Raw genomic sequence first — 13316 nt, 5'->3', positions numbered from 1 at the left:
TCCTGGTTCAGGCCACTGCAGTTCAGTGGCTGGATAGTTCTTCCAACGCACCGATATCGGCGGCCAGATGATCGGCGGCAGCGTGGTACGCGGCGGAAAGCGGCAACAGTGGCAGACGCAGGCCGTGGCCGATACCGGCGCGCTGCAACAGCGCCTTCACCGGAATCGGATTGGATTCGACACCACAGAAGTCATGGTACGGCTGCAAGCGGGCATCCCACGCCTCGGCGGCAGCGGCATCGCCGGCACGGGCCAGATCACACAGGACCCGGTATGCACCCGGCAACGCATTGGAGCCGACCGAAATCAGACCATCGGCGCCGGCGAGCATGGAACGCGCTGCGGTGGCATCGTCGCCACTGAGCAGGGTGAAGCTGTCGCTGCGAAGCTCCAGCAACGCCTTCAGGCGCGACACGTCACTGACGGCCTCCTTGATCGCGACGACATTGGGGTGCGCCGCCAGCTCCGCCACGGTTTCGGGCAACAGATCGCAGCCCGTGCGGCCGGGCACGTTGTACAGCACGACCGGCAATCCGCCCTGCTCAGCCACGGCCAGATAGTGCTGGCGCAGCCCTTCCTGGGTGGGGCGCACATAAGGCGGCGTCACCACCAGTGCGTGGGTGGCGCCGGCACACGCGGCACGCCGGGTGATATCGATGGTCTTCGCGGTACCGGAAACCCCGGTCCCGGCCAGCACCGGTATCCGCCCACCGACAGCGGCCACGGCCGAGCGCAGCAGGGTTTCATACTCTTCGTCGGAGAGCGTGGATGCCTCACCGGTGGAGCCGGCCACCACCACACCGTGAACACCTGCCTGCAGCTGCATCGCCAGCAGGCGCTGCCAGCCTTCCGGGTCGAGTGCGCCGTCAGCCCGGAACGGGGTGGCAAGCGCGGTGATAAGTCCTGAAATTGACAAGGGAACCGGTGCTCTTTGTGGGGTAAAGAGGCCTGCCGGCGGGCAGGTTCGTGACCGAAAGCATGTTACTTGCCGGTCGAAAGGGGGGGCAAGTATGCTGGAGGCCAGTAAACGGACCGCCGCCGGCACCGTTCAGCCTCTCACGCATTACCGGAACCACCTTGACCGACACCACTCCGCGGCCGTTGCCGACCGAAAACCACCTCCTGATCAACGCCTATACGACGCATCCGGAGTCTCCCCTGCTGTCCGTTACCCGGCGCATCGCCGACAGTGGCTGCAACCTGGTCGATGCCCGCCTGTCCACGGTCGGGCGTGATGTCTCGGTGACCACGCTGGCGACCGGCTCCTGGGACGCGGTTGCCAAACTCGAAGCCATGCTGACCCGGCTTGAGCGCGAAGAAAGCATGAAGCTGGTCTGGTACCGCACCGAGGCCAAGCAGGTCCAGTCCAATCTGCTGCCGTATATCGTCGAGGTCATCGCCGCCGACAAGCCGGGCATTCTGTTCCAGCTGGCCGATTTCTTCGACCGCCAGGGCATCACCATCGAGAACCTGCAGAGCACACGCTACCAGGCCATGCAGACCGGTGCGGAGATGTTCTCCGCACAGATCACCATCGGCGTGCCGGCGAACATGCATATCGCCGCGCTGCGCGATGACTTCCTCGAATTCTGCGACCACCTCAACCTGGACGCGATCATGGATCCGATGAAGTTCTGACCCATTCGCGCGTCCATCACAGGTGCGCGGCGTTTCATGCAATTGCAATCGAATCACCCCAGGCTCCGGAAAGGATCTGATGAACATCGGCGATACCCTGGACAGCATCACCCTTGATCTTCCGCTGGCCCTGTCCGGCGGCACGACCACCACTCTGCGCGAGCAGGGCGGCCACTGGCTGGTGCTGTACTTCTACCCGAAGGACAGTACCCCGGGCTGCACCACCGAAGGTCTGGATTTCAACGCCCTGCTGCCCCAGTTCAAGCAGGCCGGCGCCCGTGTATTCGGCGTCTCGCGCGACTCGGTGAAGTCACACGACAACTTCTGCGCCAAGCAGGGATTCGATTTCCCGCTGATCAGCGACAGCGATGAAGCGCTGTGCAGCGCCTTCGACGTGATCAGGATGAAGAATATGTACGGCAAGCAGGTGCGCGGGATCGAACGCAGCACCTTCCTGATCTCGCCCGACGGCACGCTGGTGCAGGAATGGCGCAAGGTCAAGGTCGCCGGCCATGCCGATGCCGTACTTGAAGCCCTGAAGGCCGCCCCGAGCAAGTGAGCCACCTGCCGCCCCCACCCGCCCCATCGCCCTGCCCCGCAGGTGCGATGGTGTGACCCTGCCCGCCACCAGGAATCGATGATGACCCGAGGCAAGCGCATCTACGTGCTGGACACCAACGTGCTGATGCACGATCCGACCGCGCTGTTCAAATTCGAGGAACATGATGTCTACCTGCCGATGCAGGTGATCGAGGAACTGGACAACAGCAAGAAGGGCACCACCGAGGCCAGCCGCAACGCCCGCCAGGTGAGCCGTTTCCTGGACGAGCTGATCGAGGCCGCCGGCATCGGCAGCGTGCAGGACGGGGTGCCACTGGACCGCCCCAAGGGCCTGCAGCTGCGCGGTGCGCAAAGTGCCGGCCGTCTGTACTTCCAGACCAGCCATTTCGACGCCGGCAAGAGCTTTGGCAAGGTCATCCCGGACAACGCCATCCTCGGCGCGATCCTCGTCTTGAGAGAGCAGCACCCGGATACGCCGGTGGTGTTCATCTCCAAGGACATCAACCTGCGCATCAAGGCCGCCATCGCCGGCATCGATTCGGAGGACTACGAGAACGACCGCGCGCTGGACGATTTCAGCCTGCTCTATACCGGCGCCACCCAGCTGCCGGAAGATTTCTGGAAGAAGCACAGCGACAACCTGCGCAGCTGGAGCGACAAGGGCCGTACCAGCTACGAGATCCTGGCCGCCGACGACGAGGGCTGGCACCCCAACCAGTACGCCTACCTTCCGGGCGAGGATGAGGTCGAACTCAAGGTCACCCGGGTTGAAGGCGACGGTCGCATCACCCTCTCGCTGGTCAGTGATTTCCGCCACAGCGCGCATTCGGTGTGGGGCATCACCGCGCGCAACCGTGAGCAGAATTTCGCACTCAACGCGTTGATGGACCCGGAGATCGATTTCGTGACCCTGCTCGGCACCGCCGGTACCGGCAAGACCCTGCTGGCGCTGGCGGCCGGCCTGGCGCAGACGCTGGACCAGCAACGCTACCGCGAGATCATCATGACCCGCGCCACGGTCAGCGTCGGCGAGGACATCGGCTTCCTGCCGGGCACCGAGGAAGAAAAGATGACGCCCTGGATGGGGGCGCTCACCGACAATCTGGAAGTGCTCACCCACAACCAGGACGGCGGCTCCTGGGGCCGTGCGGCCACCAACGACCTGCTCGCCAGCCGCATCAAGATCCGCTCGTTGAACTTCATGCGCGGCCGCACTTTCCTGTCGCGCTACCTGATCCTGGATGAGGCGCAGAACCTCACGCCCAAACAGATGAAGACGCTGATCACCCGTGCCGGCCCCGGCACCAAGATCGTCTGCCTGGGCAATGTCGAACAGATCGATACACCGTATCTGACCGAAACCACCTCCGGCCTCACCTATGCGGTGGACCGCTTCAAGAACTGGCCGCACAGTGCGCACATCACCCTGCGTCGGGGCGAGCGTTCGCGCCTGGCCGATTATGCCTCGGAGGTCCTGTGAAACACCTGCACGTCCTGCTGTCGGCCTGCGCCGCTCTCGCACTGGCCGCTTGTACTCCTTCCAACGTGAAACCGGGCGCTGTCGTGCCCACAGCGATCAAGGCCGGACAGTCCTGGGTGGTGACCCGGCCGGTGATCGCCGCGGAGGTGCTGGACACCTGCTCGCGTGACAGCCCCGCCAAACATGCCGGCGCCATTAGCGGTTACTGGGCCCCGAGCCGCGCCGATATCGAGACCCTGGAACGCCAGCTCTCACGCCTGCAGCCGGAGGTTGCCGAACCGGCCCTGTCCAGCCGGCAATACGTGGGCTTCGAATCCGGCGGCAAGCGCCTGATCTACATCAACGCGTTCACCCTGCCGGACCACAGCAAGAGGGATCCGGCGCGCGAGGCCATACGCGCCTGCGATGGCGGCGACAGTTTCTGGGGCGCCGTCTACGATCCGCAGAGCGGCACCTTCTCCAGCGTCGAGCGCAACGGCCCGCCGCCGGCACCCTGAGGCGGCCACATGGGAATCCGCCTGCCGGTGTGGGTCTGGATCGGCGCTGTCGCGCTGTCCTGTGTGGCCGGCATGGTCAACGTGGCCGGCTTTCTGGGCTTTGAACACCAGGCTGTCAGCCACCTTACCGGCAGCACCAGCCAGCTGGGCATTGCGCTGGCACAAGGTCACTGGCGCCAGGTCGGGCACCTGTGGGGATTGCTGATCGCGTTCTCGCTGGGCGCCATGCTCAGTGGATTGATCATCCAGGACAGCACCCTGCAGATCGGGCGGCGCTACGGGGTTGCACTGGCACTTGAATCGGCACTGCTGCTGCTGGCCATTCCACTGTTCAAGCAGCAACAGGTCTGGGGCGCCTGGGCAGCGGCAATGGCTTGCGGACTGCAAAATGCCATGGCCACCACCTTCAGCGGCGCGGTGGTACGCACCACCCATCTGAGCGGCATGTTCACCGATCTCGGCATCGGCCTGGGCCACCTGCTACGCGGACTGCCCCTGCCCATGCGGCGCCTGACCCTGAGCGGCCTGATCATCAGCGGCTTCCTGAGTGGCGGCGTGATAGGTGCGTGGCTGTTTGCGCGCTGGAAGTACGACGCCCTGCTTGCACCGGCCCTTCTGACCGGAGCCACCGGTGTTGGCTATGTGCTGTATCGCCAATGGATGACACGGCAACGCGGCTGAGACATGTTTTCCGCAAACATTGCACAATCGTGCACATGAGCCCTTCAACGCCGTTCTCCGCCCTGACCATCGCCGGCTCCGACTCCGGCGGCGGCGCAGGCATCCAGGCCGACCTAAAGGCCTTCGCCGCGCATCGCGTACACGGCCTCTCCGCCATCGCCGCACTCACCGCACAGAACACCCGCGGCGTTACCGCCGTGCATGTCCCGCCACTGGATTTCCTGCAGGCACAGATCGACGCCTGTTTCGACGACTTCGACATCCATGCAGTCAAACTGGGCATGCTGGCCAACGCCGAGGTCATCCATCTCGTCGCCGGCATACTGGAACAACGTCGCCCGCCACAGGTCGTGCTCGATCCGGTCATGATCGCCACCAGTGGTGCCAGACTGCTGCAAGACAGCGCCTTGCAAACCCTGCGCGAACGCCTGTTGCCGTTGGCGACACTGATCACCCCCAATACGCCCGAAGCCGAGCTGCTGCTTGGCCGGCGCATCAACAACGCCGCCGACGCCGATGATGCGGCCGATGCACTGATCGGCATGGGCGCCAGCGCGGTCCTGCTCAAAGGTGGGCACCTGTTTGAAGGCAACCGCGTCACCGATCGCTACTTCGATGGCGTCACCCGCGAAGAATTCAGCCATGCGCGACTGCCGGTCGATGCCCACGGCACCGGCTGCACACTGGCCTCGGCCATCGCCGCGCAACTGTGCTGCGGCCTGTCGATGCCCAACGCCTGCGAAGCGGCAATCGACTACATCGCGCGCGGCCTCCAGGGCGGCTATCGGCCCGGCCACAGCGACGTCATGGTGCTCGATCACTTCGGCGCCGCGCGCACGGCATGAACGCTACAGCGCGAGTGTCCATCACCAGCGCCGACGGACACCAGTTCGAGCTGCTGAGCCATGTACCCGAGCAGGCGACAGCCAGCCTGCTGTGGCTGCCTGCATTGGGCGTCGCCGCACGCCACTATCAGCCCTTCGCCGAAGCCCTGGCCGCTGAAGGCGTCGCCGTGTTCGTGCACGAATGGCGTGGCAATGGCAGCAGCAGCCTGCGGCCTGATCGCCATCACGACTGGGGCTATAGCGAACTGTTGCAGTACGACCTGCCCGCTGCCGAAGCCGCCATCCGCGCGGCCGCACCCGGCCTGCCATTCCGACTGGGCGGACACAGCCTCGGCGGCCAACTGGGCTGCTGTCACGCCGGGCTGCGCACCGGAGATCTGGATGCACTGTGGCTCATCGCCAGCGGCACACCGTGGTGGCGCAGCTTTCCCGCACCGCGCCGCTACCTGCTGCCATTGGCCTATCGGTTCCTGCCATGGTTGGCGCAGCGCCTGGGCGCACTGCCCGGCCGCCGGGTCGGCTTCGGCGGCACCGAGGCACGCGGTCTGATCCATGACTGGGCGCGCGTCGGCCTGAGCAACCACTACGCCGCGCGCGATCTGGCCAACGACCTGGAAGCGGGCATGCGCACCGTCTCGACCCCGGTCTCGGCGATCGTATTCAATCGTGACTGGCTGGCTCCTGCCGGTTCGATGCAGCAGCTGCTGGCGAAGATGCCCGCATCCAAGCCCATGCTGCATGTGCTGTCATCACAGCAACTGGGCACCAGGGCAGATCACTTCCACTGGATGAAAACACCGCAACAGGTCGCCGCCACCCTGCTCCGTCACAATGATTAAGAAAATTTCACAAAAGCATTGACGCACACGCAGCATATCCGCATAATCTCGCTCCTGACGACGGGCCCGTAGCTCAGTTGGATAGAGTACCTGGCTACGAACCAGGCGGTCGGGAGTTCGAATCTCTCCGGGCCCACCACGTCAGAAATCGGAACCAGCTTCCGCAGCTTCAAACCAGAATAATGTAACGCGCGCCCGTAGCTCAGTTGGATAGAGTACCTGGCTACGAACCAGGCGGTCGGGAGTTCGAATCTCTCCGGGCGCACCATTACATTAAAGAAAACAGCAGGCATAGCCTGCTGTTTTTGCATGCGCGCTATCCAGCAACGCACAAGCGCAGATCAAACTGCCGCAACCCGAAGAAGCCGAAGCCACAGGGATAATGCCCCGGTCGGCTCTGCAGAGCCCAAGCCTCCCAAGCACAGCCTTTAGCGCAGCCTTCATACCCAGCAGTTGCTGCGGATAGCGGTAGAACTGGCTCCAACCGCCCACAAGGCCGGCAGCCCGCCACCAGCCAGCCTAAGTGCAGCCGGCGGATGCACTGCCCCTCCAACGCGCGCATGACACGCCCCACAATCCCGCCCCACCGCAGACAGCACGGCGCGATGAATTCTTGCCGCACCCGCCTACCGCCTACCGGCCCAGCGTAGTGACAGTGACCAGAACCCCACACCATTGTCCGAGCACAACAGGAAGCGGATCGGCATCCGACGCAGCGTGCCGAGCCGAAGGGACAGCGCTCACCTCAAGGTAGCGCCGGCAGCAATGACCAGCCCAGCAGCTGCCGGGCGCAGCACGCCGAAGTCCACCACCCCCTCGACCACGCCAAACCCGGCACAAGTCTGGCGCATGCGTCAGTAGAGGTATTACCTGGATCGATAACGCATGCCCGGCCCACTTGCACTCCAGTCACCCTATCAACTGGAACACTCGCCACATGGCACTCCCGCCCACTTCCGCCGGGCAATCCAACGAGGGCACCGCCTCGATCAGCCTCTTAGGTCGGCCCGGCCAGGTCGGAAACCACCTTCGGCGCCACCCAGGCCTGGCTCAGCATTCGGTCCACCAAAGCAATTTCAAACCAGCGGCACTGCCGACTGATCGACACCTCAAATACCTCCCGCTTCCGCCCTTACCGGAGGGATACAACCCGCTCTCACCCTCGCCCGCCGGGGCGCCCGTTATTTCAGGCGCGCAGCGACAGCACGACCTCGCCATAGGCCTTCTGCACACCCCTCAGCTGGCACTCGTGCTCTTGGCGCGCCACCCCACCAGGCGACCCACACAGCGCGCCCGTCATAACGCACTTCCCGACAGCAACCCGGCTTTCGATCCCCGACGGAGGCTGATCAAACCGGCCAGCCCACCCCGAAACGCCCGCCTTGTCCTGAACAGCCTCCAAAGCCAACGCCAACTTCCGACAGGCCGAACAGCGCCGGCAACCTCTTTCCCGGCGGCCGCACGCCAGGCACCACCTCTACGAAATCAACAGCGGAGCAGAGGTCACGGAGGTCACCACACGACACATCGCACGACAGGCCCTATGACCCATCGACGAGCTCGCCAGCATCACACCGGACTCACCGTCCACAGCCCAATTCCCCGCGGATCAAATCAACGAAAGCAATGCACCAGCACAATCACCAAGACCGCCCCGCCGGCAAATAACGCGGACAATAAAAAAGCCCCTGAGAGGGGCTTTTTTACAACTGGCGGAGTGAGAGGGATTCGAACCCTCGATAGAGCTTTTGACCCTATACTCCCTTAGCAGGGGAGCCCCTTCGGCCTCTCGGGCATCACTCCGTTCTTATTGCCCGGCTACTTATTCAGTAGCGGGGCGCGAAGAATAACGTTTATCGGGGTGAAAGGTAAACCCTTATTCCGAAGTTTCTTCACTTCCGGAAGCAGCGGGCTCGTCACCGCGCTGGATACGCTGGAAAATCTCCTCACGGTGCACCGCCACATCCTTTGGAGCGGTGATACCGATACGTACCTGGTTGCCCTTGACGCCGAGCACGGTCACGCTGACCGAGTCGCCGATCATCAAGGTTTCGCCTACACGGCGAGTCAGGATCAACATTTTTGCGAATCTCCATGGAACCGGATGGATTCCCACCGGCATTGGCGCGCTGCAGCGTGCGCCCCACGACAAAGGGAAAAGACTGCCCAATGTTAACTGCAGGGCGCGCGTACCTTCAAGGCAGAAAGCTTTTCACATTCAGGCCAAATGTGGCTTGGCCCAGGCCAACACACCATCAAGTGCTGCAACAAGCTGAGGACCATCCTCACCCCCGCCTTGAGCCATATCAGGGCGACCGCCGCCCTTACCTCCGATCTGACCCGCAACGTAGGACACCAGTTCACCGGCCTTGACCCTGCCCATTGCAGATCCGTTCACACCCGCGACCAGAGCGGCCTTCCCATCCTGCACGCCCGCCAGCAAGATCACCGCATCGCCCAGCTGCTGCTTGAGGCGGTCAACGGCTTCACGCAACGCCTTGGCGTCAAACCCCTCCAGCCGCGCCACCAGCACCTTCACACCGCCGACATCGACCGCTGCCGAACCCAGGTCAGCAGTCGCACCGGACGCCACCTTGGCCTTGAGCGATTCCAGCTCACGCTCCAGCTTCTTCTGGCGCTCGCCGAGCTGGCGGATTTTCTCGACAACATCCGCCGCGCTACCGCCGAGCAACTGCGCCGCCTGCTGCAATCGCGACTCTTCCTCGGCCACATAGTCCAGCGCACCCTGCCCGGTAACCGCCTCGATACGACGAACGCCAGAGGAAACACCGCCCTCGGAGGTGATCTTGAACAAGCCGATATCACCGGTGCGTGAAACATGGGTGCCACCGCAGAGCTCGGTGGAGTACTCGCCCATCTTCAGCACCCGCACGTTTTCGCCGTACTTCTCGCCGAACAGCGCCATGGCACCGAAATCCAGCGCCTCCTGCATGCCCATGTGATGTACTTCAGCCGCGTTGTTGGCACGCACCTGCTCGTTGACCTTGCGCTCAATCAGCGCAAGGTCCTCGGCGCTGATCGGCTGGAAGTGCGAGAAGTCGAAACGCAGACGATCCGGCGCCACCAGCGAGCCCTTCTGCTGCACATGGGTGCCCAGCACCTCGCGCAGCGCGGCATGCAGCAGATGGGTGGCCGAGTGGTTGAGGATCGTGGCACTGCGACGCTGGCCATCGACCTGACCCGACAGCACCTGACCCACGCGCAGCGCGCCCTCGCCGATCTTGCCGACATGGCCGTGGAACTGGCCGGCGAACTTCTGCGTATCCGCTACCTCGACACGCACGCCGTCAGCGGACAGCAGACCGGTATCACCGACCTGGCCACCGGATTCGGCGTAGAACGGTGTCTGCGCCGTGAACACGATGACCTCGTCGCCCACCTGCGCGGACTGGACCGGAACGCCGTCCTTGAGGATGGCGACCACGCTCAAGCCATCGGCCTGCAAGCACTCGTAACCGAGGAAGGCCGTCGGCTCAAGGCTGGCCACCAGCTCGGCCGACAGGGTTACGCCACCGCCGAACTTGCCGGCAGCCCGCGCGGTTTCGCGCTGGTGCTCCATCGAGGCTTCGAAGCCCTCCATATCCACCGTCATACCGCGCTCGCGCGCGATGTCGGTGGTCAGGTCGACCGGAAAACCGTAGGTGTCATACAGACGGAAGGCATCCACGCCGGGGATCACACCGTCGGTCACCTTGGCAGCCACGTCGTCGAAAACCTTCATGCCCGAATCCAGCGTCTCGGCGAAACGCTCCTCCTCGGCCTGCAATGCACGCACAACCGTATCGGCCTGCGCCGGCAACTCGGGATAGGCCTCGCCCATCTGCTCGACCAGCGTCGGCACCAGCTTGCTGAAGAACGGCTGGCGCACCCCCAGCATCCAGCCATGGCGCAGCGCACGGCGGATGATCCGGCGCAGGACATAACCACGACCCTCGTTCGACGGCAGTACGCCATCGACGATCAGGAATGAACAGGCACGGATGTGATCGGCGATAACGCGCAGCGACTTGTTCTCCAGATCAGCCATACCGGTCAGCTTACTGGCCTTGCGGATCAGCGCCTGGAACAGGTCGATCTCGTAATTGGTATGCACGTGCTGCAGGATCGCCGCCAGGCGCTCAAGACCCATACCAGTGTCCACGCATGGCGCCGGCAGCGGCACCAGGGTTCCGTCCGGCTGGCGATCGAACTGCATGAAGACGTTGTTCCAGATCTCGATATAGCGGTCACCATCTTCATCTGGCGAGCCTGGCGGGCCACCGGCAATGTGCTCGCCGTGATCGTAGAAGATTTCGGTACAGGGGCCACACGGACCGGTATCGGCCATCTGCCAGAAATTGTCCGACGCGTACGGCGCTCCCTTGTTGTCGCCGATGCGCACGATGCGCTCCGGCGGCAGGCCGATCATCTTGTTCCACAGCTCGTACGACTCGTCGTCGGTGTGGTAGACGGTAACCAGCAGGCGTTCCGGCGCCAGTCCCCATACCTTGGTCAGCAACTCCCACGACCAGGCGATGGCCTCCTTCTTGAAGTAATCGCCGAAGGACCAGTTGCCGAGCATTTCAAAGAACGTGTGGTGGCGGGCGGTATAGCCGACCGAATCAAGATCGTTGTGCTTGCCGCCAGCGCGCAGGCAACGCTGGACGTCGGCTGCACGCACATAGCTGCGCTTTTCAGCCCCCAGGAACACGTCCTTGAACTGCACCATGCCGGAGTTGGTGAACAGCAGGGTCGGGTCGTTGCCCGGCACCAGGGGTGCGGAGGGCACGATCGTGTGCCCCTTGGACTTGAAGAATTCCAGGAAGTCGGCGCGGATCTGGGAAGTGGTGAATTTGGCAGGATTATTCATGGGGGACTGGCAATAAGCGGGCTAGCGGGTCCCGATCGCCCCAAGGGCGCGGGAATTCGGGACAACCGAAACCCTGAAAGGGTATCAGGCCCAGCGCGCTCAGTCCTCAGGGTCGTATCGGGTCGCACTGCGGATGCAGCTGCCGTCAAACCCACGCCGCGCCAGCAAGTCCGCCGCCTTGCGTCGCTGAGCAAGCTCCTGCGGCCCATCCGGCCCGAACCGGCGGCACACCAGCTCACGCGCTCTCTCGGCCCAATCGCCCTCGAATGTTGCCAGCGCAGCCTCGATCGCCTCTGCATCCAAGCCATGCGTTACCAGCTCCGCGCGGATATGCAGCGGTCCATAGCCGCCGTTTGAGCGGTTGCGCACGACCGATTCGGCAAATCGCGCGTCATTCTGCCAACCTTCATCGGCCAGCCGCGACACCGCAACGTCCACAGCCTCGGCATCAAGCCCGCGCGCCTTCAGCTTGCGCGCAAGTTCTTTGCGCGAGTGCTCCCGCCGCACCAGCAAACCCAGTGCCCGCTGCAGCGGGGTCTGCTCCCGCCGCCTGCCCGGCTTGGCCGGGCCGTCATCCCTATCACTCATCTGATCTGCTGCCTTTCAGGGTGGCGCCATCCATGGCATCCCTGCTGGATTCAATACCACAAGGGCGGGACGACGTCACTGACGATGCGCCGCCCGCCCTGCGGAAAATCAATCCTCGCCGTCGCTGTCACCTTCCTCGCGTGCAGCTTCCGCCGGTTGGAACTTCTCGCGCAGCTCTGCCTCAAGACGAGCCGCCACCTGCGGATTGTCACGCAGATAGCCGCGGGCGTTGTCCTTGCCCTGACCGATGCGCTCGTCGCCATAGCTGTACCAGGCGCCTGCCTTGTCCACCAGCTTGGCCTCCACGCCCATGTCGATCAGCTCGCCTTCACGGCTGATGCCCTCGCCATACAGAATCTCAGTGATGACTTGCTTGAAGGGAGGTGCCAGCTTGTTCTTCACAACCTTGATCTTGGTCTGGTTGCCGATGATCTCATCGCCCTTCTTGATCGCACCGATACGGCGGATATCCAGCCGCACCGAGGCATAGAATTTCAGGGCGTTGCCGCCGGTGGTCACCTCGGGACTCTGGCCCGGCATCATCACACCAATTTTCATGCGCAACTGGTTGATGAAGACCACCAGCGTGTTGGAGCGCTTGATGTTGCCGGTCAGCTTGCGCAGCGCCTGGCTCATCAGGCGGGCCTGCAGACCCGGCAGCTGGTCACCCATCTCGCCTTCGATTTCCGCCTTGGGGGTCAGCGCAGCCACCGAATCGATCACCACGATATCGACCGAACCCGAGCGCACGAGCATGTCGGCGATTTCCAGCGCCTGTTCACCCGTATCCGGCTGCGACAGCAGCAGATCGTCAACATTCACCCCCAGCTTGGCTGCATAGATCGGGTCCAGCGCATGCTCGGCGTCAATGAAGGCGGCCGTGCCGCCCAGCTTCTGGCATTCGGCAATTGCCTGCAGCGTCAGGGTGGTCTTGCCGGAGGATTCCGGACCATAGATCTCGACCACACGCCCCTTGGGCAAGCCACCGATCCCCAGTGCGATATCCAGCATCAACGAACCGGTCGGGATCGCCTCGACGGGCTCGACCACACGATCCCCCATGCGCATCACCGAGCCCTTGCCGAACTGCTTCTCGATCTGGCTCAGTGCGGCGGAGAGCGCGCGCTTCTTGTTCTCGTCCATCGGGTTCGTCCTCGTCGTTGATTTCGTTGATTTAGCTGATTTCGTCATGGGTCCACTTTAGCGCTGCCCCATCGCACAGGCTGAGATTGCGTGCGACAGGGCAAATTATCTGGCCGGCCAGCATACCGGCAGCAGCGAATACCGCCTTAGCCCGTAGGAAAAACACACCTTCAT

General features: G+C 63.5%; 12 protein-coding genes and 3 tRNA genes. 9 read left to right on the top strand and 6 right to left on the bottom strand.

Annotated features, from left to right (window positions below):
* Positions 1-22: 22 nt before the first annotated feature.
* Entirely contained in the window at positions 23-916 is an 894-nt protein-coding gene (gene dapA, locus ACVOMH_RS07230) for a 4-hydroxy-tetrahydrodipicolinate synthase (RefSeq protein WP_481551489.1), read from the bottom strand.
* Positions 917-1077: 161 nt separating this feature from the next.
* Between dapA and ACVOMH_RS07225 the strand changes: the two genes are divergently transcribed.
* The 9 genes from ACVOMH_RS07225 to ACVOMH_RS07185 all read left to right on the top strand — a co-directional run bounded on the left by ACVOMH_RS07225 (position 1078) and on the right by ACVOMH_RS07185 (position 6809).
* Positions 1078-1638, top strand: a complete 561-nt coding sequence (locus ACVOMH_RS07225) for a glycine cleavage system transcriptional repressor (protein WP_054656824.1) — start codon at positions 1078-1080, stop codon at positions 1636-1638.
* Positions 1639-1717: 79 nt separating this feature from the next.
* A complete protein-coding gene (locus ACVOMH_RS07220; RefSeq protein WP_481523478.1) occupies positions 1718-2197 on the top strand; it encodes a peroxiredoxin in 480 nt (159 codons plus the stop codon).
* Between the two features lie 81 nt (positions 2198-2278).
* Positions 2279-3679 carry a PhoH family protein gene (locus ACVOMH_RS07215; protein ID WP_481551488.1) on the top strand — a complete coding sequence of 467 codons (1401 nt, stop codon included), beginning with the start codon at positions 2279-2281 and terminating at the stop codon, positions 3677-3679.
* A 5-nt stretch (positions 3680-3684) separates the two neighbouring features.
* Complete coding sequence (locus tag ACVOMH_RS07210; RefSeq protein WP_481551584.1) at positions 3685-4176, top strand: hypothetical protein; 492 nt, start codon at positions 3685-3687, stop codon at positions 4174-4176.
* Between the two features lie 9 nt (positions 4177-4185).
* On the top strand, positions 4186-4857 hold the full coding sequence (locus ACVOMH_RS07205) for a YoaK family protein (protein ID WP_481523476.1): 672 nt from the start codon (positions 4186-4188) through the stop codon (positions 4855-4857).
* Between the two features lie 35 nt (positions 4858-4892).
* Positions 4893-5702 (top strand): bifunctional hydroxymethylpyrimidine kinase/phosphomethylpyrimidine kinase, encoded by an 810-nt coding sequence (gene thiD / locus ACVOMH_RS07200; RefSeq protein ID WP_481523475.1) that lies wholly within the window; start codon positions 4893-4895, stop codon positions 5700-5702.
* On the top strand, positions 5699-6541 hold the full coding sequence (locus tag ACVOMH_RS07195) for an alpha/beta hydrolase family protein (protein ID WP_481523474.1): 843 nt from the start codon (positions 5699-5701) through the stop codon (positions 6539-6541). The genes thiD and ACVOMH_RS07195 overlap by 4 nt, the downstream gene beginning before the upstream one ends.
* Before the next feature lie 62 nt (positions 6542-6603).
* A tRNA-Arg gene (locus tag ACVOMH_RS07190) sits at positions 6604-6680 on the top strand.
* 52 nt (positions 6681-6732) lie between these two features.
* Positions 6733-6809 (top strand) — tRNA-Arg (locus ACVOMH_RS07185).
* 1442 nt (positions 6810-8251) lie between these two features.
* On the opposite strand, the gene ACVOMH_RS07180 is transcribed toward ACVOMH_RS07185, so the two are convergent.
* From ACVOMH_RS07180 to recA, 5 genes are all read right to left on the bottom strand, one after another.
* Positions 8252-8344 (bottom strand) — tRNA-Ser (locus ACVOMH_RS07180).
* A 73-nt stretch (positions 8345-8417) separates the two neighbouring features.
* Positions 8418-8621, bottom strand: coding sequence for a carbon storage regulator CsrA (gene csrA, locus ACVOMH_RS07175; RefSeq protein ID WP_054656818.1), 204 nt, complete (start codon positions 8619-8621; stop codon positions 8418-8420).
* Between the two features lie 138 nt (positions 8622-8759).
* Entirely contained in the window at positions 8760-11411 is a 2652-nt protein-coding gene (alaS, locus tag ACVOMH_RS07170; RefSeq protein ID WP_481551487.1) for an alanine--tRNA ligase, read from the bottom strand.
* A gap of 99 nt (positions 11412-11510) precedes the next feature.
* Positions 11511-11999, bottom strand: a complete 489-nt coding sequence (recX, locus tag ACVOMH_RS07165) for a recombination regulator RecX (protein WP_481523472.1) — start codon at positions 11997-11999, stop codon at positions 11511-11513.
* Positions 12000-12107: 108 nt separating this feature from the next.
* A complete protein-coding gene (gene recA, locus ACVOMH_RS07160; RefSeq protein WP_054656816.1) occupies positions 12108-13142 on the bottom strand; it encodes a recombinase RecA in 1035 nt (344 codons plus the stop codon).
* Positions 13143-13316 lie beyond the last annotated feature (174 nt).

The sequence above is a fragment of the Stenotrophomonas sp. STEN013 genome, from assembly GCF_056760355.1.
The sequence above is the reverse complement of the archived record's forward strand: the minus strand, read 5'-3'. Positions and strand labels throughout refer to the sequence as shown.

What these genes read in the sequence shown, in the direction of transcription:
- recX (WP_481523472.1), bottom strand. Translation starts at nt 11,999, where the DNA reads ATGAGTGATAGGGATGACGGCCCGGCCAAGCCGGGCAGGCGGCGGGAG.
- alaS (WP_481551487.1), bottom strand. Translation starts at nt 11,411, where the DNA reads ATGAATAATCCTGCCAAATTCACCACTTCCCAGATCCGCGCCGACTTC.
- ACVOMH_RS07195 (WP_481523474.1), top strand. Translation starts at nt 5,699, where the DNA reads ATGAACGCTACAGCGCGAGTGTCCATCACCAGCGCCGACGGACACCAG.
- ACVOMH_RS07220 (WP_481523478.1), top strand. Translation starts at nt 1,718, where the DNA reads ATGAACATCGGCGATACCCTGGACAGCATCACCCTTGATCTTCCGCTG.
- thiD (WP_481523475.1), top strand. Translation starts at nt 4,893, where the DNA reads ATGAGCCCTTCAACGCCGTTCTCCGCCCTGACCATCGCCGGCTCCGAC.
- ACVOMH_RS07205 (WP_481523476.1), top strand. Translation starts at nt 4,186, where the DNA reads ATGGGAATCCGCCTGCCGGTGTGGGTCTGGATCGGCGCTGTCGCGCTG.
- ACVOMH_RS07215 (WP_481551488.1), top strand. Translation starts at nt 2,279, where the DNA reads ATGACCCGAGGCAAGCGCATCTACGTGCTGGACACCAACGTGCTGATG.
- recA (WP_054656816.1), bottom strand. Translation starts at nt 13,142, where the DNA reads ATGGACGAGAACAAGAAGCGCGCGCTCTCCGCCGCACTGAGCCAGATC.
- csrA (WP_054656818.1), bottom strand. Translation starts at nt 8,621, where the DNA reads ATGTTGATCCTGACTCGCCGTGTAGGCGAAACCTTGATGATCGGCGAC.